The sequence below is a fragment of the Stutzerimonas sp. NM35 genome, from assembly GCF_054604355.1.
Genome location: NZ_CM137728.1, coordinates 170,973 through 195,134 on the forward strand (window position 1 = coordinate 170,973; position 24,162 = coordinate 195,134).

The 24,162-nt window shown below is 57.7% G+C and carries 17 protein-coding genes and 1 pseudogene; 12 read left to right on the forward strand and 6 right to left on the reverse strand.

The window, feature by feature from the left end; genetic code table 11:
• Nucleotides 1-130: 130 nt before the first annotated feature.
• The 3 genes from recC to recD are packed head-to-tail and all read left to right on the forward strand — an operon-like array spanning nucleotide 131 to nucleotide 9,347.
• Nucleotides 131-3,583, forward strand: a complete 3,453-nt coding sequence (gene recC / locus ACYCFC_RS00795; RefSeq protein ID WP_459652862.1) for an exodeoxyribonuclease V subunit gamma — start codon at nucleotides 131-133, stop codon at nucleotides 3,581-3,583.
• Nucleotides 3,580-7,263 carry an exodeoxyribonuclease V subunit beta gene (gene recB, locus ACYCFC_RS00800; protein WP_459652863.1) on the forward strand — a complete coding sequence of 1,228 codons (3,684 nt, stop codon included), beginning with the start codon at nucleotides 3,580-3,582 and terminating at the stop codon, nucleotides 7,261-7,263. Before recC ends, recB begins: the two co-directional genes overlap by 4 nt.
• Entirely contained in the window at nucleotides 7,260-9,347 is a 2,088-nt protein-coding gene (gene recD, locus ACYCFC_RS00805) for an exodeoxyribonuclease V subunit alpha (RefSeq protein WP_459652864.1), read from the forward strand. Before recB ends, recD begins: the two co-directional genes overlap by 4 nt.
• Nucleotides 9,348-9,749: 402 nt before the next feature.
• On the opposite strand, the gene ACYCFC_RS00810 is transcribed toward recD, so the two are convergent.
• The 3 genes and pseudogenes from ACYCFC_RS00810 to ACYCFC_RS00820 form a co-directional block, all read right to left on the reverse strand.
• Nucleotides 9,750-10,960, reverse strand: a protein-coding gene (locus ACYCFC_RS00810) for an IS3 family transposase (protein WP_459652865.1) whose coding sequence is annotated in 2 segments (ribosomal slippage) — nucleotides 9,750-10,615 and nucleotides 10,615-10,960 — 1,212 coding nt in all. Because the reading frame shifts where the segments join, the coding sequence is not laid out codon by codon here.
• Nucleotides 10,961-11,128: 168 nt separating this feature from the next.
• Nucleotides 11,129-11,585: pseudogene (locus ACYCFC_RS00815) on the reverse strand (hypothetical protein).
• Between the two features lie 256 nt (nucleotides 11,586-11,841).
• The gene (locus ACYCFC_RS00820; RefSeq protein WP_459652866.1) at nucleotides 11,842-12,828 is read right to left on the reverse strand and encodes a helix-turn-helix transcriptional regulator; all 987 of its coding nucleotides are present in this window, start codon (nucleotides 12,826-12,828) and stop codon (nucleotides 11,842-11,844) included.
• Nucleotides 12,829-12,915: 87 nt separating this feature from the next.
• Here ACYCFC_RS00820 and ACYCFC_RS00825 point away from each other — a divergent pair, with 87 nt between their 5' ends.
• Nucleotides 12,916-13,131 (forward strand): hypothetical protein, encoded by a 216-nt coding sequence (locus tag ACYCFC_RS00825; RefSeq protein WP_459652867.1) that lies wholly within the window; start codon nucleotides 12,916-12,918, stop codon nucleotides 13,129-13,131.
• Nucleotides 13,132-13,717: 586 nt separating this feature from the next.
• Here the strand turns inward: ACYCFC_RS00825 and ACYCFC_RS00830 are convergent.
• Nucleotides 13,718-15,676, reverse strand: coding sequence for an ATP-binding cassette domain-containing protein (locus tag ACYCFC_RS00830; RefSeq protein WP_459652868.1), 1,959 nt, complete (start codon nucleotides 15,674-15,676; stop codon nucleotides 13,718-13,720).
• A gap of 577 nt (nucleotides 15,677-16,253) precedes the next feature.
• Between ACYCFC_RS00830 and ACYCFC_RS00835 the strand changes: the two genes are divergently transcribed.
• The 3 genes from ACYCFC_RS00835 (at nucleotide 16,254) to ACYCFC_RS00845 (ending at nucleotide 19,826) form a co-directional block, all read left to right on the forward strand.
• A complete protein-coding gene (locus ACYCFC_RS00835) occupies nucleotides 16,254-17,363 on the forward strand; it encodes a HesA/MoeB/ThiF family protein (RefSeq protein WP_459652869.1) in 1,110 nt (369 codons plus the stop codon).
• Nucleotides 17,347-18,447, forward strand: coding sequence for a ThiF family adenylyltransferase (locus ACYCFC_RS00840; protein WP_459652870.1), 1,101 nt, complete (start codon nucleotides 17,347-17,349; stop codon nucleotides 18,445-18,447). The genes ACYCFC_RS00835 and ACYCFC_RS00840 overlap by 17 nt, the downstream gene beginning before the upstream one ends.
• A gap of 485 nt (nucleotides 18,448-18,932) precedes the next feature.
• Nucleotides 18,933-19,826 (forward strand): site-specific integrase, encoded by an 894-nt coding sequence (locus tag ACYCFC_RS00845; RefSeq protein WP_096269046.1) that lies wholly within the window; start codon nucleotides 18,933-18,935, stop codon nucleotides 19,824-19,826.
• A gap of 202 nt (nucleotides 19,827-20,028) precedes the next feature.
• Here the strand turns inward: ACYCFC_RS00845 and ACYCFC_RS00850 are convergent, their stop codons facing one another.
• The gene (locus ACYCFC_RS00850; protein WP_459652871.1) at nucleotides 20,029-20,643 is read right to left on the reverse strand and encodes a class I SAM-dependent methyltransferase; all 615 of its coding nucleotides are present in this window, start codon (nucleotides 20,641-20,643) and stop codon (nucleotides 20,029-20,031) included.
• Nucleotides 20,644-20,697: 54 nt separating this feature from the next.
• Nucleotides 20,698-21,105, reverse strand: coding sequence for a MerR family transcriptional regulator (locus tag ACYCFC_RS00855; protein WP_459652872.1), 408 nt, complete (start codon nucleotides 21,103-21,105; stop codon nucleotides 20,698-20,700).
• Nucleotides 21,106-21,173: 68 nt separating this feature from the next.
• On the opposite strand from ACYCFC_RS00855, the gene ACYCFC_RS00860 reads away from it, so the two are divergent.
• Genes ACYCFC_RS00860 through ACYCFC_RS00880 form a run of 5 tightly spaced genes read left to right on the forward strand, consistent with a single transcriptional unit; the run spans nucleotide 21,174 to nucleotide 23,986 of the window.
• Entirely contained in the window at nucleotides 21,174-22,058 is an 885-nt protein-coding gene (locus ACYCFC_RS00860) for a cation transporter (protein WP_459652873.1), read from the forward strand.
• Nucleotides 22,059-22,086: 28 nt separating this feature from the next.
• Entirely contained in the window at nucleotides 22,087-22,401 is a 315-nt protein-coding gene (locus ACYCFC_RS00865) for a copper chaperone PCu(A)C (RefSeq protein ID WP_459652874.1), read from the forward strand.
• Between the two features lie 10 nt (nucleotides 22,402-22,411).
• A complete protein-coding gene (locus ACYCFC_RS00870) occupies nucleotides 22,412-22,846 on the forward strand; it encodes a disulfide bond formation protein B (RefSeq protein ID WP_459652875.1) in 435 nt (144 codons plus the stop codon).
• A complete protein-coding gene (locus ACYCFC_RS00875; protein ID WP_459652876.1) occupies nucleotides 22,843-23,517 on the forward strand; it encodes a DsbA family protein in 675 nt (224 codons plus the stop codon). The genes ACYCFC_RS00870 and ACYCFC_RS00875 overlap by 4 nt, the downstream gene beginning before the upstream one ends.
• Before the next feature lie 4 nt (nucleotides 23,518-23,521).
• The gene (locus ACYCFC_RS00880; RefSeq protein WP_459652877.1) at nucleotides 23,522-23,986 is read left to right on the forward strand and encodes a methyltransferase family protein; all 465 of its coding nucleotides are present in this window, start codon (nucleotides 23,522-23,524) and stop codon (nucleotides 23,984-23,986) included.
• Nucleotides 23,987-24,162: the final 176 nt, after the last annotated feature.

Genomic DNA, 24,162 nt, shown 5'->3' on the forward strand with positions numbered 1-24,162 from the left:
AGCGGTTCTCCAATCGCTGCCTCAGTTCAACGACGTCACTTTGCTTCTTCCGTGATCGATCCCGTGCGACACAGGGTGTCGCATGTGTTGATTAGCTTTCACTCCAGCGTACCTAGAGGGATGTGTGTCTATGCAGGAGCTTCAGCCTGGTCTTGTTGTCATCCATGGCAATCATCTAGAAGAACTGCGAGCCCTCGCGGTGCAGTGGATGCGCAGTCACCCGCTGCGACCACTGGAGAACGAAGTGCTGCTGGTGCAGAGCAACGGTATCGCCCAGTGGCTGAAACTGGCGCTGGCTGAAGACCCGCACAACGGCGGCTGCGGCATTGCCGCGGCGTTGGATGTGCAGTTGCCGGCGCGCTTTCTGTGGCAGGTGTATCGCGGGGTGTTGGGGGCGCAGACCACGCCGCAGTCCTCGCCGCTGGACAAGGCCGCGCTGAGCTGGCGGCTGATGCGCCTGCTGCCCAGCTTGCTCGATAACCCGGTTTTCGCAAGTCTGCAACGCTTTCTGGAAAAGGACGATGAACAGCGCAAGCTGCACCAACTGTGCGAGCGTCTGGCGGACTTGTTCGACCAATACCAGGTGTACCGCGCCGATTGGCTGGAAGACTGGGCTGCCGGGCGGGATCAACTTCAACACATCAAGGGCACTGCGCAGCCGCTGGAGGCGCCGAACCTGTGGCAGGCGCAGCTATGGCGCGAGGTGCTGGCCGACGTTGGCGAGGGCGCGCTCGAGCAAAGCCGCGCCGGGGTTCACAAACGCTTCGTCGCCCACCTGCGCAGCGCTGCCCAGGCGCCAAAGGGGCTGCCACGCAGGGTTGTGGTGTTCGGCATTTCCTCGATGCCTGCGCAGGTGCTCGAAGCCCTGAAAGAGCTTTCCCGCTACAGCCAGGTGCTGCTGTGCGTGCACAACCCTTGCCGGTACCACTGGGGCGATATCGTCGCCGACAAAGACTTGCTGGCGCACCACTACCGCCGCCAACCTGCCCGTGAGGTTGCCGCAGCTGCGAACGAGCACGGCCAACCCTTGCTCGCCGCCTGGGGTAAGCAGGGGCGCGACTACATCAACCTGCTCGACCACCACGACGAGCCGGGCAGCTATCGCCACCTACTCGACGGCCTCAATGGCGGGCGTATCGACCTGTTTACCGAACCGGATACGGCAACCCTGCTGGGCCAGCTGCAAAGCGACATTCTTGAGCTGCGCCCGTTGCCGGAAACCCGCGAAGCCTGGGGGCCGGTAGACGCTACCGGTGACCGCTCGCTGCGTTTTCATGTGGTGCACAGCATGCAGCGCGAAGTGGAAGTGCTGCACGACCAACTGCTCGCCCGCTTCAGCGCCGATAAGCAGTTGAGCCCACGGGATGTGATCGTGATGGTGCCGGACATCAACGCCTACACCCCTCACATCGAGGCAGTGTTCGGCCAGGTGCCAAGGAGTGATTCGCGCTACCTGCCGTTTACCGTGGCCGACCAAGGCCAGCGCGGCCGCCGGCCGCTGCTGATCGCCCTGGAACACCTGCTCAAGCTGCCCCACAGCCGCTTCGCTGCCAGCGACATTCTCGACCTGCTGGACGTACCGGCCTTGCGCGCGCGTTTCGCGATCAAAGAAGCCGACGTACCCACCCTGCAACGCTGGATCGACGGTGCCGGTGTGCGCTGGGGGCTCGATGCCGAGCAGCGCGAAAGCCTGGGCATGCCGGCGGGCCTCGAGCAGAACACCTGGCGCTTCGGCATGCGACGCATGCTGCTGGGCTACGCTGCTGGGCGAGCGCCTCAGCTCAACGGCATCGAACCCTACGACGAAGTGTCGGGGCTGGAGGCTGCCCTGGCCGGGCCGCTGCTGACCTTGCTCGACCACCTAGAAGTGGCCCTTCAGGAGCTCCAGCAACCGGCCACGCCGGTGCAATGGGCCGAGCGCCTGCAAGCCTTGTTGAAGGTGTTCTTCCGCCCGGTAAGCGACGCCGAGGAGCTGCTGGTCAACCAATTGCTCAAGCTGCTCGAAGGTTGGTTGCGCACCTGCGAGGAGGCGCAGTTCGCGCAGCCATTGCCGCTGAGCGTGGTGCACGAGGCCTGGCTCAGCGGTATCGAAGATGGCGGCCTGTCGCGGCGCTTCCTGGCCGGCGCGGTGAACTTCTGCACCCTGATGCCTATGCGGGCGATTCCGTTCAAGGTGGTGTGCCTGCTGGGCATGAATGATGGCGATTACCCGCGCCAGCAATCACCGGTCGATTTCGACCTGATGCGCAACGACTACCGCCCTGGCGATAGGTCGCGACGTGAAGATGACCGCTACCTGTTGCTGGAGGCCGTGCTGTCGGCGCGAAAACAACTGTATGTGAGCTGGGTGGGCCGCAACATCCGCGACAACAGCGAGCGTGTGCCCTCGGTGCTGATTGGCCAATTGCGCGACCACCTGGCCAGCGGCTGGCGCTCGGCCAACGGCCAGCCATTGCTGCCAGCGCTGACCCAGGAGCACCCGCTGCAACCCTTCAGCGCCGCCTACTTCGCCAACGAGCCGGGGCCTGATGGCTTGTTCACCTACTCCAGCGAGTGGCGCGAGGTGCATGACGAACACAGCTCGCAGCCAGCAGGGGAGCGCCTGCCCGCGCTGGTGCAGGACACGCCATTGAGCCTGCGGCAACTTTCCGAGTTCGTGCGCGACCCGGTGGGCGCTTTCTTCAGCCAGCGATTGAAGGTCAAATTCGACGACGACGAGTTGGTAAACCGCGATGACGAAGCCTTCCAGCTCGATGGCCTGGAAAACTGGCAGCACCAGGACAGGCTTACCCAGGCGCTGAAGCGCTGGGTCGAGGAGGCTTACGATCCCGAACAGGCCGTGACCGAACTGGGCCTGCAAGTGCAACGCCTGCAACGCGAGGGCGCCTTGCCACTGGGCGGCTTCGGCACCTTGAGCGCCTCGGCGCTGGTGGAGCCGATGCCGGGCCTGCTGGCGCGCTACCACGCCCAACTGCAAGCCTGGCCTGAGCTTGAAGAGGGCCAGAGCGCCGCAACCATCGAAGCCACTGACGAGCGTCCCGGCCTCAAGGATTGGCTGGGTGGCATTCGCCGCAACGCGTTGGATGAGCGAGCCTACCTGCAACTGGACAGCAAGAAGCTGTGCAGCGACGACAGCCTGCGTTGGCAGCACCTGGTGCGGCCTTGGTTGCGGCACTTGGCGTTGCAGTTGAACGGGCCTGCCTGCACGACCATTCTGGTGGGTTTGAATGGCGATGTGGTGTTCCGGCCAGTGCCTGAAACCCAGGCCCGGGAGCAGCTGCAAGCGCTGCTCCAGGCCTGGGTGGCGGGCATGCAAGAGCCGCTGCCGGTGGCCTGCGAAAGCGCCTTCGCCTGGTTGGCAGCGGGTGGGGAAAGCAGCGATTCGGCCTACGACAAAGCGCGCGATATCTATGAAGGCGGCTACATGAAAAAGGGTGAAGTGGAGCGCTCGTTCGCCCAACGGCGTGCCTACGAGGACTTCGACCAACTGTGCGCGAGCGGCCAGTTCGTGGCCTGGGCCCAGCGCCTGTATGGCGGCTTGTTCGGCCACTTCACCTCGACCGACGCAGGAAGCGACCAATGACAGCGGTTAACCTCAACCCCCTCGATTTCCCACTGCATGGCAGCCGCTTGATCGAAGCGAGTGCCGGCACCGGCAAAACCTTCACCATCGCCTTGCTGTACGTGCGGCTGGTACTGGGCCATGGGGGCGATGCTGCGTTCAAGCAAGCGCTGACGCCGCCGCAAATTCTGGTGGTGACCTTCACCGACGCCGCCACCCAAGAGCTGCGCGACCGCATTCGCGCACGGTTGAACGAGGCTGCCCAGTGCTTTCAGGCACCTGATGAGCGTCACGACCCGCTGCTGGTGAAACTGCGCAACGGTTACCCCGCCGATCAGTGGCCGGCCTGTGCTCGTCGGTTGCAGTTGGCCAGCGAGTGGATGGACGAAGCCGCGGTTTCGACCATTCATGGCTGGTGCTACCGGATGCTGCGCGAGCACGCCTTCGACAGCGGCAGCCTGTTTACCCAGACACTGGAAACCGACCAGCGCGAGTTGCTCGATGAAGTGGTCAGGGACTACTGGCGCCAGCAGTTCTATGGCCTGCCGCCTGAGGTTGCCAGGGTGGTGACGGATAGCTTCAAAAGCCCCACCGAGCTACGCGAAGCGCTGACGCCGCTGCTGTCGCGTAGCGATGCCGAGTTTCAGCAGGCAGGGATGTCGATCACAGCGCCCGCGCGCCTGGATGCTTTGCTTCAGGGGCCTGCTGACTGGGCTGCGCAGTGCGTCGCGCTCGAAGCGCAGGCAAGGGCGGCCTGGGCCAACGACATCGTGGCTCTGGAGGCGTTGCTGCACAGCGCGCGCAGCGCACTGAACGGCAAGTCCTACCCCACCAAAACCCCCGAAACTTTTGATCAAATGCTTGGCGATATCGCCGCCTGGAGCCAGGGAGGCGAAGCCAGTAGCCACGTTCGCAAATGCGGGCAAGCCCGCTTCAAGCTGAACAAAGGCGGTGCCATCGGTACGCACCCAGCGTTTCGAGCCATCGATGCTTGGGTCGACCATGAGGAGTCGAAGCAGGACATCCGCGCGCAGTTGCTGCTGCATGCTCTGCGTGAAGTGCAGGGCGCCTTCGAGGAAGAAAAGCTGCGCCGGGCGCAGATCGGTTTCGACGACTTGCTCAACCGCCTTGGCCGTGCCCTGGAAGGCCCGTCTGGCCCGCGCCTGGCGCAGACCATTCGCCAGCAGTACCCGGTGGCCCTGATCGACGAGTTCCAGGACACCGACCCGGTTCAGTACGGCATCTTCGGCAAAATCTACTGCATTGGAGAAAACCTGCCCGACTGCGGCCTGTTCATGATCGGCGACCCGAAACAGGCAATCTATTCGTTCCGTGGCGCCGACATCTACACCTACCTCAAGGCGCGTGAGGCTACCAAGGGCCGGCATTACACCCTGGGCACCAACTACCGCTCCACCCAAGCGATGGTCGATGCCGCCAACCATTGTTTCAAGTTCGCCGAAGCCCACCCCCGAGCAGCGTTCCGGTTTGCCGAGGAGGGGAAGGAGAACCCGGTGCCGTTCGAAGGTGTTGATGCCAAAGGCCGCAGCGATACGTTGGAGATCGAGGGTGAAAAGCAGAAGGCCCTGACCCTCTGGCAGCTGCAAACCAACGGAGTAATCAACAACGCCACTTACCTGCGCGAGGCCTCCGAGGTATGCGCCTCGGCGATTCAGGCCTGGCTCGACCGCAGTGCAGAAAAACCCTCGGGCCTGCGCAACAGCGATGGCCAACTCACTGCACTCAAGCCTGCCGATATCGCCATTCTGGTACGCAGCCGCAAGGAAGCCGAAGCTATTCGCAAGGCCCTTGCGCGTCGCAAACTGGCCAGCGTTTATCTGTCTGACCGCGACTCAGTATTCGAAAGCGAAGAAGCCACCGACCTGCTGTGCATCCTGCGGGCCTGCGCCCAGCCCACCAGCGACCGCTTGCTGCGTGCGGCATTGGCCACCCGCAGCGTGGGCATTTCCTGGCAGGACCTGGAGCAGTTGAACCAGAACGAGCTGTGCTGGGAAGCGCATGTGCAGTGGTTCCGCGACTTCCGCGTGCTGTGGCAGCAACAAGGCGTGCTGCCCATGCTGCGCAGGCTGCTTGCAACCTTCAAGGTGCCGGCCCGTTTGCTGGCTGAAGAACAGGGCGAGCGCCGCCTGACCAACCTGCTGCACCTGGCCGAATGGCTGCAGCGCAGCGCCGCCGAACTCGATGGCGAGCACGCGCTGATTCGCCATCTGGCCGAGCAGATCAAGGAGCAGAGCGAGGAAGAAATTCTGCGCCTGGAAAGCGACTCGGACCTGATCAAAGTGGTGACCGTGCACAAGTCCAAGGGCCTGGAGTACCCCTTGGTGATGTTGCCGTTCGCGTGCAGCGCCAGGGCGGTGGATGGCCGTAGCAAGGCGCCGCCGATGTTCCATGAACGACAGGATGAGCATTACGGCCTGGTGCTTGAACTGGCCAAGGGCGACCCGGCAAAGCCTGCGCAGAAACGCGCTGACGATGAGCGCATGGGCGAGGAAATGCGCCTGCTGTATGTCGCCCTGACCCGCGCCCGCTACGCCACCTGGATCTGCGTGGCGCCCCAGGGGTTCAAGACCGGAGGCTCGTCGATAGACCTGCACAAGTCGGGCTTGGGCTACTTGCTGGCAGGCGAAGGCACGGTTGCCCCTGATTGGTTGGCTGAAGTGGTGGACGCCTTCGCGAAGGGCTGCGACGACATCGCGGTGTGCAAGGCCCCTGCGCAAACCGAGGGTGTCCATGTGGCACCTGCGCGCCCGACGGTAAGCGAGGCCTTGCGCCCGCTGCATGCGCTGGCGACCAACTGGTGGATCGCCAGCTACTCTGCCTTGGCCATCGCCGACGACCGTGCGCGGATGGGCGCCGAGTCGCCGGTTGCCCCTGAGCCTGCCACCGCGCTGGAAGCCAACCTGCAAGAGCAGGACGACGAGCAGAACCCGCCTGCCGGCGTTGGTATTCACGCCTTCCCCCGAGGGGCGGGGCCGGGCACTTTCCTGCACGGGCTGTTCGAGTGGGCCGGCGATGAGGGCTTCGGCAACGCTGCCAGCGACGAGCAAGCCCTGCACGACGCCGTGGCCCGGCGCTGCAACCTGCGCGGCTGGGAGCGCTGGATCGACCCGCTGTCGGCTTGGTTGAGCCATTATCTCAAGGCCCCACTGCGCTTCAACGGCACCCAGTGCACGCTAGCCGGGTTGAGCACCTATCAGGTCGAGATGGAGTTCTGGTTCTCCAGCCGCAACGTGAACGTCGAACGCCTCGATGCCTTGGTACGCGAACACACCCTCGGCGGTACGCCGCGACTGATACTAGCGCCCAACCAGTTGAACGGCATGTTCAAAGGCTTCATCGACCTGACCTTCGAGCACGAGGGCCGCTACTACGTGGCGGACTACAAATCCAACTGGCTGGGCAGCACCGATAGCGCCTATGTCGCTGAGGCCATGGCCGAAACCATGCTGGACAAACGCTACGATCTGCAGCTGTGCCTGTACCTGTTGGCCCTGCATCGCCAGCTCAAGCTGCGCCTGCCCGGCTACGACTACGAGCAGCACATGGGCGGGGCGCTGTACCTGTTCATTCGTGGGCACCAGGCGCCCACCCATGGCCTGCACTTCGAGCGGCCACCGCAGCAACTGATCGAGCAGCTTGACCAACTCTTCATGGGCCAGTTCGAGGAGGCCAGCGCATGAGCCAGACCCTCAAGCAACTGAGCAGCAGCCAGGGCGATACCGAGCAGGTGGCGGTGTTCATTGGCGCCGCCAGCAGCAGCGAGCTCTTGCAGCAAGTCGATACCTGGGTGGCGCGTGGCTGGTTGCGCGCGCTGGATCGTGCCTTGGCGAAATTCATTCTTGAACAAGACCCTCAGGCCCAGGCCAGCGTGCTGCTGGCCGCCGCGATGACCAGCCACCAACTGGGCCGTGGCCATGCCTGCCTGGACCTTACCGCCACCCTGGCAGCGCCGGATTTCGTGCTGTCGTTGCCACCAGAAGGCGAGGAGGGCAGTACGCTGCCGTCGCAATGGTTGCAGGGCCTGGACGCTACGCAGTGGCGCCAGGCTCTGGCCGCCAGCACCCTGGTCGAGGACCGTGACGCCCGCCAGGACGCCCCCGAGCGGCCCTTGGTGCTGGTGGGGCTGCGCCTTTACTTGCGCCGCTACTGGAACTACGAGTGCAGCATCGCCCAAGCCTTAAGCGCACGCTTGAGCGTGGCGCCGGTCACACCAGACAACTTCGCTAGCCGTCTCGATGAACTGTTTCCCGCCCGTTCCGAAGCCGAGCGCGCGCAAGGCAGCAATTGGCAGAAAATTGCCTGCGCGCTGGCGGCCCGTGGCAACTTCAGCGTCATCACTGGCGGCCCGGGCACCGGCAAGACCACCTCGGTGGTGCGCCTGCTGGGGTTGCTGCAAACCCCGGCGGTCGAGAGCGGCAAGCCGCTGCGCATCCGCCTGGCGGCGCCGACCGGCAAGGCGGCGGCGCGGTTGTCCGAGTCCATTGGCAAGGAGGTTCGGGTGTTGCCGGTGAGTGATGCGGTGCGCGCCGAGATCCCGACGGATGTGTCCACCTTGCACCGCTTGCTGGGCAGCCGACCGAACTCGCGCAACTTCATTCACCAGCGCGATAAACCGCTGGAGCTGGATGTACTGGTGGTCGATGAAGCCTCGATGATCGACCTGGAAATGATGGCCTGCGTGCTGGATGCCTTGCCCCAGGCAGCGCGCTTGATTCTGCTAGGCGACAAGGACCAGTTGGCCTCGGTGGAAGCCGGTTCGGTGATGGGCGACTTGTGCCGCGAGGCTGAAAAAGGCGACTACAACGCGCAAACCGCCCAGTGGCTGAGCACCCACAGCGGTGAGGCGCTGGTTGACCCTGAGTTGCAGATGGCCGAAGGCGCGGGTGCCCCGCTGGCGCAGCAGACCGTGATGTTGCGCCGCTCTTGGCGTTTCGACCCGCAGAAGGGTATCGGGCGCCTGGCCAAGCTGATCAACAACAAGCAGGCGGGCGAAGCACGGCGTGCGCTCGAACAGTCCTCGGAGCAACTTTTCAACCTGCTGGTGCGTGGCGAGCAGGATGCGGCGCTTAGCGACCTGGCCATCGATGGCAACCGCAATGCGCCCGGCTACCGGCATTACCTGGTGCAACTGCGCGACTTGCGCCCTGTGGCTGATACACAGTGGGACAGCGAGCTATGGGCCGGTTGGGCAGGCAAGGTGTTGTCTGCATTCGACCAGTTCCGCCTGCTCTGCGCATTGCGCCGGGGGCCTTGGGGCGTCGAAGGGCTTAACCAGCGTGTGGCTACGCAATTGCGTCGCCGCGGCTTGCTGGACAGCGACCACGGCTGGTACGAAGGGCGTCCGGTGCTGGTGACGCGCAATGACTACAGCTTGAACCTGATGAACGGCGATATTGGCATCGCGCTATGGGTGCCGGGGCCGGACGGTGCGCTGGCCCTGCGCGTGGCCTTCCCGCGCAACGACGGCAGTGGCGGCGTGCGCTTCGTGATGCCGAGCCGGTTGGTGGAGGTGGAGACGGTGTTCGCCATGACGGTGCACAAGTCCCAGGGCTCGGAGTTCAACCACACCGCGCTGGTGTTGCCTGATGCGCTGAACCCGGTGTTGACCAAGGAGCTGCTGTACACCGCCATCACCCGCGCCAGGGAATGGTTCAGCCTGGCCGAGACTCACCCGGGTGTGTTCGAAGGCGCGGTGGGCCGCAACGTGCAGCGCACCAGCGGCTTGGCGTTGCAACTGCATGAGGCGCTGGCTCAACGCATCTGAGTGGGCGAATTCAGGCATTTGTAGCCGGGTTACTGGCCTGGGCCGTGACCTTTGCCATGTCAGAGCTTACGGCCTGGACGGTGATGGTGAAGTTGACCTGAGGGCCGGCGGCGCTGCAGGAGGCCAACCCGCTGGGGGTATCGCGGCTGGTGGATGGCGAATACCGCCGCTAGGGCCTGAATAGACACAATCGTTGCGGTTCGTCGCTCCGACAAGCCAGCTCCCAGGCAAGTCCAACCTGTAGGAACCGGTTTGCTGCATCAGTGGACGCCTGCTTAAGAGGGGGTAGACAAAATCAAGAGGTAAGTCGACGAGCCAGCATGCGAGCCTTTGGCAGCCGTGCCCATGCTGCACATCATATTGATTGGACTTGCCCCTCCCAAACCGGACACCGCAACCCCGTTAAGTTGGTGTTGCGGTCAGCCGCCTGAACTCCCGAGGTGAGCGGTACTTCAGTGCGCTGTGAGGATGCTCTTCGTTGTAATGCTCAAATGCAATCGCCAGGTTGCGTAGCGCTGTCAGTCGGTCTGGGCGAGGCATGTGAGCGATGTAATCACGCTTCATCGTCTTGACGAAGCTTTCCGCCATGCCGTTGCTCTGCGGGCTGCACACCGGCGTAGTCAGCGGTATCAAACCGATTCCCCGAGCGAAGTTGCGCGTCTGTTCAGCGGTGTACGCCGAGCCGTTATCACTCAGCCATTGGATCGGCGTAGCAGGAAGGGCCGTTCCGAAACGTTTCTCGACAGCTTCGAGCATGACGTCACGGACGTCGTCACCGCTGTAGCCGCTTGGGCTGGCTACCCAGCTGATAGCTTCGCGGTCGCAGCAGTCCAAGGCAAAGGTCACACGCAGCTTGGCGCCATCTTCGCAACGAAATTCAAAACCGTCCGAGCACCAGCGGGTATTGCTCGTATCCACTGCTACTCGGCCTTCATGACGACGCGCCACACCGGGTTGCTTGCGGCGCCGCTCCAGCAGTAAGTCATGGTCGCGCATGACCCGATAAACCCGTTTCACGTTGACCGCCGGCTCGGCCTGCCTACGCAGAAGCGCCCAGACCCGGCGGTAGCCATAGCTGGGCAAGTCGCAGATCGAGGCTTTGATCCGCTCCACCAGCGCTGCATCGTTGAGCACACGCTGCCGTCGAGCTTTCTGTGCTTCTGGGATCTGTTTGATTCGAGCCGTCAGTTGCGAGCGCGACACACCGAGACTTTTGCTGACCAGCTTCACTGGTCGTCCCCCGGCAACAAGGGTGAGTGCGCAATCCATTTTCGCGAACGGGCTATCTCCACAGCTTCCTTGAGGACTTCGGCTTCCATCGTCTTCTTACCCAGCATGCGTTGAAGCTCGCGGATCTGCTTCATCGCGTCAGCCAGCTCCGAGGCTGGCACCACCGCTTCACCAGCGCTGACCGCCGATAGGCTGCCGTCCTGATACAGCTTGCGCCAATGAAATAGCTGGTTGGGGTTGATGCCGTTGCGCCTGGCCACCACCGAGACGCTTTGTCCCGGCTCCAGGCTCTCGCGAACCATGGCGAGCTTCTCCTCGACGCTCCAGCGGCGACGCCGCTCTTGGCCGAGCACTTCGATATGTCTGTCTTTACTGGTAGTCATAAACACGACCGTTTGCCTATCCCTTATGGTAAGGGGGAAACGGTGTCCGGTGTTTCAGGGGGCTCGTTCATTGATGTTCATCTCAATCACATGAACCTGTGTCCATCCTCAGCCAGCCACTGGGTATTTGGCATCGCCCCATAAGGTGTCCGGGCTGTCCAGCGTGATCTAGATGATCAAGGGCATCAGTTTTCCTAGCAGGTAGCAGCAGTCTCGTAGCTAATCCCTACTCACTCTGCCATTCCAGGTTGCTCCACCATGAATGAGCTGGGTTGCGCAGGGTGTACGGGTTGTCCTGTAGTACGCGAGTGCTGCCGGGAAACTCCGGCCAGACGAAGTCTCGATGTTTTTGTTGCTACCAAGGAACACGGTTTTTCGAGAAAGGCTTTGAAGGTTTCCCGCTCGGATAATCGCTGCTGCTCGACGATATCGGTGGCGTAGGCAGCGTTGAATGCGATCCACAGAAAAAAGAAACGGCCATTTAGTGTCTTCGGCTTGTTTTGCTCGGTGGGTTCAGCTAACTGAGTGCTCGGTGTAGTCGTAGGCTGAGTTTGGGATGATGTTGATCGTTGGGGTCGTCTTTACCAAATGGTACTGGTAATAAAGATGGTCTCCAGGCCCCAATGTGCCGAAGTGTGGCTTGGACACTTCAGCGTACCGGCACGGGGGCGTTGGCGCATTTGTAGCCCGGGTATTGGGCTTCGGCTGTGATGCGAGCCATTTCGGAACTCACGGCCTGCACTGTGGTCTTGAAATTGGAGCGAGGTCCCGCATTAGGGATTACGCGCTGAAGGAAAGCGGAATAGGTCTTCATAGCTGAGTCTCCATGGTCAGGTAATCGGAGACAGAATGCTCCCAGCATGCGACAGCCTGTGTCGCATTCAACCGTACAGTCTGGCCATCCGACGTGCCGACGAGGCGATTTGCTGCCTCAGTTCAGCCGGCTCTAGAACCTCCAGCTCCTCCCCTTGGCTCAAAAGCCATAACTCGAGACCTTGGCTAAGAGGCAGACTGCCTGTCATCAACCACCAGCCATCAGCGGTGGGCTGTAGCTGTTGATCGGCAGTGAGCGCGTTCTCGTCCAGGCGTTCGTAGAGCGTCTGAGAAATGCGGAGCTTCAGTTGAGTTGGGTGCTCAGATTTCTGGGATATCAGGCTGCGCTTGACCTCGAACGAGTTCATCTCAAAACCGTCAGGAGTTCTTAGGTCTTCCCATGTAGCCTTGGCAGACTGAAAACGATGCAGGGGAAGGGAGGCCAGTTTGCCTTCGGGCAAGCCTTTGAAAACACATACGAGGTAGATATTGGAATCTTGATAGGAAAGACCTAGTGGCTTGATATGTAGTGTTCGTGGCTCACGGGTACCGCGCTTCAGGTAGAGCGCTTCGATAGAGGCATCATCCAGAAGTGCCTGTTGGACAGCCTCTAGGACCTCCTGCTTCACTTGGCCTGGTTCCAGAACAACGAAGCGGGTATTGCTGATGATCTTGCCTGAACAGTCCTGGCTGGGCCGGTTTCCTTTCAACAGTGATGTTGCGTAGTTCCGAAGGGGCGCCAGATTCTCAACCTGTGCCGCCATTCCGAATCTAGCCGCGTGATCCATGATCATGACGAGGTTCATTGCATCTGTTGGCAGCATGCTCAGTCGCGACAGCGACTTTTCTGCCCACCACAACTTGGCTTTTCCCTTTGGCCTGCTATGCACATGGGGGAATTTCTGTTCTAGCTCGCTTAGGTCACGCTGAATGGTGCGCTTATCAACCTGGACACCCTGGTTGGCTACTCGTTGGTGAATGGCATTGCTATCGAGAGCGCTTTCCTTGTTCGGAAGAAGGCCAAGAATGAGTTCATGGCGAAGCAGCTGTTCCACAGTTACGTCCTTGTTTGTGTGCGACACAGGTAGGTTGTCGCATGTCTGTTGAAAATGGTCAGACACGATCATCAATGAGGCAGCAGCATGAGCAAATCTGCGGAAGTCTTCAATCTCATGGATAACCTTCTTCCGCTGGCTGAAGACGTCGATCTAGCTGAGCCTGAAGAGTTGCAACGCCTTTATGCTGGAATCGGTACGCCATCGCTGAGAGTGATGGAGCTGAGCGGGCAGGCGCGGGGTGTCAACTGCCACGAGATCAGGAAGCAAATCCGCTTCTTGGATTGGTTGATCCGATCATAATTCGAAATCGCTATGTGGAGCTGCGTGAACACGCTCTGTTGGGCGATGCGGATGCGATCAATGATAGGGTGGTTTTGGCTAAATGGTCTGAGGCTGAAGCCCAACCCTGCGCCTGCCGGTTCGTCTGCTGTAGTTGAACCGTAATCCTGTCGTTGAGGATTGGCAGGAGGTGATGAAAACGAAATATGGGCTCGTTTATAATAGGCATGATCGGCAATAGGTACGCTTAACTTACAGCAAGCTGTTGCCGCTAGAACGAAGCGAGTAGCTTGAATGTCACATTGTCAAATGCATCCGGTTGGGCCAGTTAGTTTTTTATTCTTTGTTTTCTCCTCGGTCGTAATTTATCCGCTCAGGACATGCGAACGATGCACGCTGAAGCAGCGTTGCGAAACAGCTTTCCTGCTTGATTCATTTGTCTAAGAGCTAAGTGAGCCGTCCTAATCGGGCAGAATGCTTGTTGCTTCCAAGTGCCCCGTGTCTGCGGCAGCTTTCGGTCATGAGCAGACTCTCGCGATTGTTCTCCAGAAATCTATTATATGCCAGCGCCGATATGAGCGACGTATTGAGAGAGGAAGCTCCATGATTATTGAAAATATTTTTCCTTTGATGGGCTGCCTGTGAATGTAATTTTACCTCCGTTTGGTCCTGCTCCAGGGCCAAACTCTATAAGATGGTCGCAGCATTCAAGCATCTCCTGCTTGTGCTCAATGATTAATACTGCCCTGAAATTCTTGGCGCATTGATTTATGTAGTTGATGACTCTCGCCGCAGAAATCCTATCAAGCCCAGAGCCAGGCTCATCAACAATAAGAATTCTATCTTTATGTGGAGAGGTGAGTGCCTGCAATAACTTGATGCGTCGCGACTCACCTCCGGACAGGCTTCCGACCTTCCTGTTCAAGCTCAGGTGACCAACCCCAAGAGCGTCAGCTATTTTAATAACTGTTTGAAGTTTCCTGCTTAGCCCAACCACCTCCTTAGGCAAGGAGTGAAATGGCAGAGCATAGAATCGCTTGACGTTAAGGTTGGGCTTTCGTATTAGCAGCGAGTCGACAGCCTTTGAAAATAGCTCGCCTTCACATTCAGTGCATGTAATCTTGATATTTCTTTCGAAAGTTTTGGCGTAATCAATCACGCCTGTGCCGCCGCACAATTCACAGCAACCAGGTTTGCCGGGCTGAGGAAGAAATAGCTCAATACCGAAGCCTGTTTCTTTTGAGAAGATTGCTGCAACGCTAGCAGTCAAATCAAGAGCTGTTGCAACCGTCGATCTAACATTTCCTCGAATCTGTTTCTGAGACACATAGTGCACATTTTGCATAGCCTCGCTTAACGCTGTTGCGAACGAAGACTTTCCTGATCCGGAAATACCGCATATTCCCGTGACCGAGCGTAGCGGGATAGCCGCACTGACGCCTGAAACGTTATTCTTGCTTACGGCCGGCAAATCAAACATTTCGAATTCACCAAGCTTTCGCATTTCTGGCAGAGCACAGTCTGCAGGAGCTACGTAGGGAATTATGTAGCCACCCTGATCTCCCGCAGATGGGCCAATACAAATCACTTGGTCAGCTGAACGTATGAAATGATCGTTATGTTCGATCATTACGACGGTGTTGCCATTTGCGCAAATGTTTTTTATATTTTTAATTATTTTTGGATGGGCGTCCGGCGAAACCTGTGAAGATATCTCATCAAGTACGAACATAACTCCAGAAATTGACGTATTGCATATTTTGCCAAACCTCAGCCGTTGGAGCTCGCCGCCGGATAGAGTGGGGATCTGCCTGCTTAACGTAATATGCCCTAGGCCTAGATCGTTTAGGGTAATTAGCTGGGAAACTAAAGCGTCAATTGCTGCCGACTGTGCCTGGGCGCGAGCTTTGATTTGGAAAATGATCTCCGAGATAGGAGTTCTGAGGAAATCAAAAAGGTTTATCCCAGAAATCAAGCTTTCTTGGTATATGGATGGGTTTACCCCAGTTGAATCACAAACGATGCACGCTGATGTTTTTGAAAACTTCCTAAATGCATCACGTAGCGAGATTTTTTCGCTTTTAGCGTAGCTACTTAGCTCCTTTACTGGGCCCGTATAGCGTTCCTCTCGAGATCGTCTCTTACCGCCAACCGAATAGCTTATCCTAAACTTTTTAAGCGACTCCCCATTCAGCACTTTGTGCTTATGCTCGGCGGACAGTTCCGAAATTGGCTGCTGAAGATTGATTCCCTCATCGTCGCAGAAAGCACGAAGTAGGGCCGCGTTTCTTTCTGAATTAGCGCCGGACCAGCACTTAAAAGGATTATTCTTTAAGGCTGTGAATCTGTCGAATATAAGCTCCTCAGATAAGCACCAGGACTGCCTAGCCCCCTGACAGCTCGGGCACTCGTTGCCAGGTTTATTTAGCTTTAGTGAAGGGTGAAAAATCCGATTGTTTTGGTCAGGCGAAACGGAGTAAAGATAGCTTGGAATGTCTATATATGAATAGACTGTGGATTTGGGATTCGAGTTGAAGTTATGCTGCGCGACAGCGATGGCTGGCAATGAGCCATCGAATGAGTCTACACGGTAATTTACTTGGTCAAAGGACCCTGATTCAAGCTGCTTGAATTGCTGCCTGCAGATAGCATAGAGAGTCCCGTAAGCAAGAGACGATTTACCGCCCCCGCTTATGCCGGTTATCGCAATAATCGAATTTTTTTCTTATTGCAACATTTAGACTTTTTAGATTGTTTGTTCGGGCGCCGTTAACTGTGAAAAAATATTTGAAGTTCATCGGTTCACCGGATTTATATTAAATTTAAGATTGGTGACATCATGGAGCCATTATGGTAGGATCGCACAGCTGCGTCTACAGCACAAATGGAGCTAAAGAAATGAATAAGGTAAAGGTTAGCCTCAAGTTTACCGAGGTTGATGCGCATCCCGAGAGCACTAAGTACACCGCAACTTGCTCAGGAAACAGGAGCGATTGCTGTACTCGAGTCTGCACCCGGGTTGATATCGGTTCGGATGATGGGAGCTTGGATTCTTGGGATAGCTATCTCGAGGCCAACGCGGGCGTTTTGCAGTATTGATGGAGAAATGGTGCCGCGAAAGCGGTGCCATTTTAGGGTGAGCAATGGATGTTATCTATGATGCTGTTCTTAAGATCAAGGATAGTGTTGACGTATATATATCTACCGGCGAGCCGGATATTTGTACAATCCAGTTTTATCACATCAATACTAGGGAAAAGCTATCAATTCGCATAGCTCCCGAGTTCGGTGAAGTATTGGCCGCGCTTGACGGCGTAAGCCCAATCACAGAGCTAATGAACAGCCTTGGTTTCGTAATAGACCATGAAGAGTTGAAAGAAATCATAGAGTATTTGCTTGCTCGGGGGATTCTTGAGAAGCCCTCCTTCACAGACCCAGACTCTCGATATTCAAGGCAGATTAACTTCCTGTCAGACTGGATATCTGGCACTCCCGCTCATGAAGCTCATAAGCAGATCGTCGCCAGTGATGTGGTTGTTTTCGGCGTGGGTGCGATTGGCTCATCAATCGCGATCCAGCTAGCGCGTGCCGGCGTTTCAAAGTTTACATTGGTAGACAATAAGCTGCTCTCCCAACAGTCCTCTGAGCGCCATCCATACTTTTCGACTGAGGCGATTGGAGAATTCAAGGTGGATGCACTTAAGCGACACCTTGAAAAAATAAACTACGACATACATGTTACTTGTGTCCGTGAAAAGCTTTTACCACACACAGAGCTTTCTAGGCTTGTTGATAGAGCGTCAGTGGTTGTTAATACGGCCGATGAGCCTTATATAGGTCATACGTCTATCAAACTCGGACGCTATTTGTGGGGAAGGAAAATCCCACTGTATGTCGCTGGTGGTTTCGATGCCCATCTTATGAGTACAGGAGATTTCTACGTGCCCGGCGAGTCAGTCTGCGTAGACTGCTGTAGCAACTTTTTTAGTGCAGCACTGGCAGATTGGAAACCATCTTACAAGATTCACAAAACTAACGAATCTAAAACACATGTGGTCGGCGGTAGTGGTGGCACCTTCAGTATGTCACTTTTCTCGGCCTCATATGCAGCTATCCAAATCTTAAACTATATTGCAGGCGGCGATGTTTACAAGTCACGGCTATCTCGCCGTGGGGAGTACATCGTTGGAAAAGGCGAGATAGAGTGGGTGAACATTAAAGGCAGGGAGGACTGCAGTGTCTGCGGGAAGTAAGAAGTACCGACTAAGGAGCTGCATTGGTATCGTAAGGCATGAGCAGCTCGTAGAGTTTTTCGATAGCAATACCCGCGCCGGGTTTGTAATTCGATTAGCCTACCCCAGGCTGACTGAGCTTCTGCATAGATTTGATGGCTCGCTGACGACGTCAGAAATTGGGTGTCTTCATGCTGACGTTGCAATTGAGGAGCTTATTGACCTCGCGCAGTTCCTGCATGGCAAGCGGGTTTTAATCGAAGTTGATGAAACTTATCCCGACCTTTATGTGGATTCTCGTCCAAGACTAATAAGTACGCTTGAGGCTTATTTTGGATCCACTTCAGAGGTGAGAAGATCCATCTCTTTTGGACTGCAGAAAAATGTTCTTATTATTGGGTTGGGGGCTGTAGGCTCATGGGTTTTGCATTGTCTTATCAAAGCGGGCGTGCAAAATATTACCGTAATGGATAATGATAATGTAGAGATTTCCAACCTTCACCGGCAGGATCTATTCTTTGAGGACAATATTGGATGCTCAAAAGTTGAAGCTGCTCGACATAATATAAGAAACGCCTACGGCGTGCGAATAAAGACTGCCTGTAAGCGAATGGATTCGGTCGAAGATTTGACGTCGCTTGACGTGCGCCCGGACCTGATCATTAATTGCGCGGACTATCCCAGTGTTGACTACACTTCAAGGCTGGTTTCTGATTTCTCTTTAAAGCGCGGGATACCTCATATAATCGGTGGCGGTTATAATTTGCATCTTACGCTGGTCGGCCAGGTAATCGTGCCGGGCGTAACCGCTTGCATTCACTGCTTCGACAAAAAACTATCAATTGCTAATGCGGCGGATTTATTCGGCGTCAAGAAACTGAATAGAAAGAGTCGCAAGATTGGCAGTCTTGGGCCGGTATGTGCCGCTTCTGCCTCAATCACCGCTACGGAGGCAATAAAAATCGTATTCGGGGCTCCAGTTGAGCATTTAGCCGTAGCAAATAAGCGACTGGAGTTCAGTCTGGCAAACTTAGACTTCGGAAGCTTCGCTGTTGAGCGAGACCCTAATTGCAGCCATTGCAATAACGCAGGCCAAATTATTTGACTCTCACGGGCGCTGCCATTTTAATTTCTGACGGCTGCTTAGACTTGAGTGCAGCAGGATTCGACAGGCTGCTTTGGGGCCGATAGCGGACCGTGGATTGTCCGATCTAGATTGAAATTACTCCACCTGGTTCTGACATTTAAAAATGTAAATCGGCTGAAAGAGTGGAAGCATCCACTCATGCTCAGCGCTATCCAGTCGGTCTATGTGCTGCTCCCGGCGGGTCGTCTTGTGGGATCAGGTAACATGGTGCGTCCTTGGCCAACGAACCAAAGTCCGGAATGCAATATAGAAAGAATAGAATTTTTGCATTTTTGCATTTTTGCATTTTTGCATTTTTGCATTTTTGCATTTTTGCATTTTTGCAATATTTGGCTTTTGGGGTTATATAAAAAATAATGTTCTGGCTGTTGTTTTTTTGTTTTCGTATTTGCAATAATTGATTGTGTGGCATGTGTCACGCAAATAATAATAAGAAGAGTAGTATGAATGCAGAGACTCAAAGCGCCTACATTAGTTTGGCCAGTAATTTCTATGCGACTCGAATGCAGGGCGTTGAGCTTGATGAGCTCAATATTATTGGTGCTTTGCTACGGGCGGCCCCTGATTACCGCCCGGATTATTACCGGCGCCTACGTAACGCTTTGGCGTTTGATCAAAAGCGTCGAGGAAATTTCTGGGCTGCCCAAGAAATCAATCGGACGCTCAATCCGGTCACTGTGTTAAATCTGCCGCGAAAGAAAAAGCAGCGACGTCCGCAGAAGCTTTCTACCGCTGATTTCGAGGCGTGGCTACGGTGTCTGGCTGAACGAGATATGCCTGTCGAAGCGGGAGCTTTAATGGTGATATCTCTTACCGGAGCGCGACCATGCGAGCTTAACGGCATTTCCATCGATGGCCGGCGCGTCCATATATCCGGTGCAAAGCTTAGCCACAACGGTTTACGCGGCGCTAGCCGAGCGCTCGAGGCTGACGATGGTGTCTGTAACATCTTGAGAGATGCTCTCGCTGCTTTTAAATGTCAGCCGCGCAGTATGGATTCAATACGCGTTGCGCTTCACCAAGTCGCTACTGAGCTATTCGGTAGGAGGAAGGTGCCGAGCATGTACACGCTTCGTCACCAGTTCGGAGCAAATTTGAAAGCTTCAGGCATGTCTGCGGTTGAGATGGCGTATGTCATGGGTCACCAGGCGACCGATTCGATTAGCCGGTACGGCGATAAACGAACCGGACGAGCAGAGGCTGTTAAGGTGAAGCCCGCAAGCGATGCTGATTTCTCAAAGGTGAGAGATACAGTGCCCACGCGAATGCGTGCGGTTGAGCTGGCCCTTAGTGTTAAGCGAGACAGAGAGCGTAGGTCTGAAATAGCCGACGGCTGAGGTACCTCCTGTTGGTTTGACCGTTCAGATGCAGCTCGGCTGATGGCCTGTGAGGCAATAGGAGTGGTCTTGTAGCTACCTATAGTTTGAGCGCTTTGCCGCGCTCACGCCGGAATTCTTGCGTACCTGTTGGGTGGCTGGGCTACGAAAGTGGAGGCCCACGGGCAGCTTCCGGCCAGAAGCGGACATTACGAAACTGCTTTCAGAGCTTCCGGCAATAGCAATAGAGAAATTTCTGAATGCTTCCACCAGGCGTCCGATGATCTTCCGCCACACGCCCAAGCAGCTCGAAGCTCGCGCCAAACTCTGCATGCAGGGATTCAGCGCTGTAGCGCTGGACGGGTAGACCGCTGCAGCGCTCCGGGCCGTCTTCGGCGAATGTACCGACGATGACGAAGCCGCCAGGCTTCACCGCGCGCCGCACCGCCTGCAGATATTGTCGGCGTTCCTGCTCGGTCGTCAGGAAATGAAATACTGCCCGGTCGTGCCAGACATCGTATGCCTGCTCGGACAACCGGGCGGTGGTGATGTCGGCCTCGATCCAGCTCACCCTGGCTGCCCGCTCACCCAGGCGCTGTCGCGCCACTTCCAGCGCCGCATCGGAAATGTCCAATACCGTTGGATTGTGAAAGCCCGCCGCCAACAAGTCGTCAACCAGCGTCGAGGCTCCACCACCGACGTCGATCAGCGAGGCATGGGCCGACATACCGGTCTGACGAATCAATTCCAGCGAGACCGAGACATGCGGCTGGTACCAGCTGACGCTGTCTGCGGCCTTGCTGGTGTAGACCTGCTGCCAATGTTCTTTCGAATGCATGTAAGCTCCTCCTTCCCTATCGATCTGTCAGCAACGGATCACTGCCGTTGTCGTTCAACGCTGTTGGCTCAGCGACTCGATAATCCTGCACTCCTCAATCACACCGCCATGACAGCAGGACAGCAGACGCTGCAGCTCTTGTTCCAGCCCCTGCAGATCCCGGATTCGCAGCCTGACCTGCTCCAACTGGTCGGCCACCTTGGCGTCTACTGCGGCGCACGACGCCTGACGATGGTCGGAGAAGCCTAGGAGTTGGCGAATATCGTCGAGGCTGAACCCCAGCGCGCGGCTGCGACGAATGAACAGCAGCCTATCGCGTTCCTCTTCCGTGTACTGGCGGTAACCGGAAGCATTGCGCGAAGCCGTGGGTAGCAGGCCGAGCTTTTCGTAGTAGCGAATGGTCACCGCCTTGGTCCCGGTGATACGGGCCAACTGGCCCACGGTGAAGTTCGTTGCGTTCATGGCTCTTGACCTTATAGTCGCTATAACCCTCATTCTAACGACAAGATCGAGTGAGTGAGGTACTAATCATGGACAGCTGCTGTGAAAACAAGGCCGGTGAGCTGGCCCAGCTGCGCGCCAAGCAGAGCCGGGTGCTCTACATCGTCCTGGCCGTCAATGCGGCCATGTTCCTGGTTGAATTCATCGCCGGCTGGATAGCTAACTCCACGGCACTGCTCGGCGACTCGCTGGATATGTTCGGCGATGCCTCCGTCTACGCCCTCACGCTGTTCGTCCTGCACCGCAACGCGCGTGCCCGTGCGGGGGCGGCGCTGTTCAAGGGCGGCTTCATGCTGCTGTTCGGCATGCTGGTGGTAGCCGATGCGCTGCGCAAGCTGGTGCTGCAGGAGGTGCCGGCCGCCGACTGGATGGGCATCATCGGTGCACTCGCGCTACTCGCCAATGGCTACTGCTTCATGCTGCTCTATCGCCACCGTTCCGACGACCTGAACATGCGTTCGACTTGGCTCTGCTCGCGCAACGATCTGGTGGCCAACAGCAGCGTGATCGCGGCCGCCGGCCTGGTTGCACTGACAAACAGCCTGTGGCCGGACATCCTCGTCGGGATGGCCATCGCTGCGCTGTTCCTGCATTCAGCCGGGCAGGTCCTTCGCGAGGCCTGGGCGGAGTGGCGAGCCAACGTCCCTCAACCGCAACAGCCCGAACCAACCGCCGCTTGCAATGGCGAAGCGCAAGGTAAGTCGAGCTCGTGCTGCGCCCCCGGTCCCCAGGGTTTGGTGGGCATTGCCGAGCCGTCCTCGTCCAAAGCCCAGTTCACGCCTGCGCAGAGTTGCTGTGCCGGTGAGCCGCAGACCACTTCGGACGCATGCTGCGCTCCGCCATCACAGGGCGCCACGGAGCCAACCGAAAGCCCATCGGCAAAGGGCTGCTGCTCACCGAAACGGGAAAGCTAGAAAATCGCTAACAACAAGGAGTACTGCGATGCGGAGACTCGAACGACTGGCCACATTTTTGCTGCTGGCAGTCTCGACCACGGCCTTGGCCGACCTGCAGGTGAGTGAAGCGAAGCTACGCCTGCCGCCGGGGAATCTTCCGGCGGCCGGTTACTTCACCCTAACCAATACCGGCAAGCAGCCAGTGATTCTGGCGGGCGCACAGAGCCAGGCTTTTGCCCAGGTGATGATGCAAGGTCAGCGCGAGCTGGCGCTGGATGATCAGGTCGAAGCGAGCCTGCTTTTCGCTGACGGCCAGAGCCTGCCAGCGACCTTCACAGCAGTGCCGCCCGGCGCAGATTGAGGGGCACCTGATGACCAATCAGAATCCCTCTACCCTATGGGGGCTGCTGCTCCTGGCCTGGCTGGTAGCATTGGTGTCGACGCTTTCGGCGCTGTTCATCGGCGAGGTGATGGGGCAGGCGCCCTGCGTCCTGTGCTGGTTCCAGCGCGCCTTCATGTTCCCCCTAGCGGTAATCCTGGCCATTGCCTGCTATCGCTCGGACCTCTCCGTGTGGCGCTATGCGCTACCGCTGGCCGGCATCGGCGCGTTACTGGCGTTCGCGCATGTACTGCTCTATGTCGGCCTGATTCCCCAGCCGATCCAGCCTTGCACGGCCACAGGGCCGTCTTGCTCGGGAGACGGCATGACCATCTTCGGCGGCATACCGCTGCCGGGGTTGGCGCTGTTCGCCTTCGCTCTGATCGCCATTCTGCTCGTTATCATTCGTCGGAGAACCACCCCATGAACCGCCGCATCCTGGTCCTGATCATCAGCGTCGTGATCCTGATCGCCTTCGCTGCAGCCGCTTATCTGTACTCCTCGTCATCGCCGGCTCCCACTGAGCAGCGTGCCCAGGCACAGCCCCCAGCCGAGCAGGCGACGGCCAGTAAGGCAAACCTGGTTCGTTTCCACTCGCCGATCTTCGGCCCAGCCCAGGCGCCGGTCACCATCGTCGAGTTCTTCGATCCCTCTTGTGAGGCTTGCCGCGCCTTCTACCCACATGTGAAGAAGATCCTCGCCGAGAACCCGGACAATGTGCGCCTGGTGCTGCGTTATGTGCTGTTCCATCAAGGGTCTGAAGAAGTGGCGCGTCTGCTGGAGGCGTCGCGCAAGCAGAACCTCTATACGCAAGTTCTGGATGCCGTGCTTGAAGTTCAGCCGGGTTGGCATGACGACCCCGAAGTGAAGGAAGCCTGGAACGCCGCCGAGCGAGTCGGACTGGATGTGGAAAAGGCCCGCGCAGATATGTACACGCCTGCCGTCGATGCAGTTCTTAAGCTGGACATGCAGGATGTGAAGGCGGTGGATATCCGAGGCACCCCGACATTCTTCGTAAACGGCCGGCCGCTGGACAAGTTCGGCATCGAGCCGCTGCGCCAGTTGGTCAGCAACGAAGCCGCCAAAGTCGGGAAGTGATGCCATGGGCGTACTGGAAACTCGCATTCCGCCGCCCCTGGACGCCACCCTGTTCGGCCTATTGATGTGGCTCGCCGCTCGTTACCTGCCTGGCGCTCTGGGGCTGGCCATCGAATGGCGTGCCGGCCTCGCGCTGGCGGTATTGCTGATAGGCGCCATCATCTGCCTGGCCGGCGTACTGTCCTTCCGCTACGCCCGTACCACGGTCAACCCACTGAAGCCGGAAACGGCTTCGGCATTGGTCAGCTCCGGCGTCTACCGCTATACGCGCAACCCCATGTACCTGGGCTTCGCCACCGCCCTGGTCGCCTGGTCGATCTTTCTCGCCTGGCCGCCTGCACTGTTGGGTGTATTGGGCTTCGTGTTGTACATGAACCGCTTCCAGATCGGGACGGAGGAGCAGGCCCTCGCCAAACTGTTCGGAAACGACTTCGCGCAATATTGCACTCAGGTGAGACGTTGGATTTAGGACAGGGGCAGTCCGAGTCCGGTCGAAAGCACTTGCTGGTGATTGACAGACACACAGCCATGCGACCTCGGCGTCCAGATCAATGGTGCAAGATTGAGGCCCTGGGATGGCCTCCGGTTCCGTTGGAGGAGCCCCAGAGGAGTTCAAGGTCCCTCCAGACCTTTTGCCATTTGACC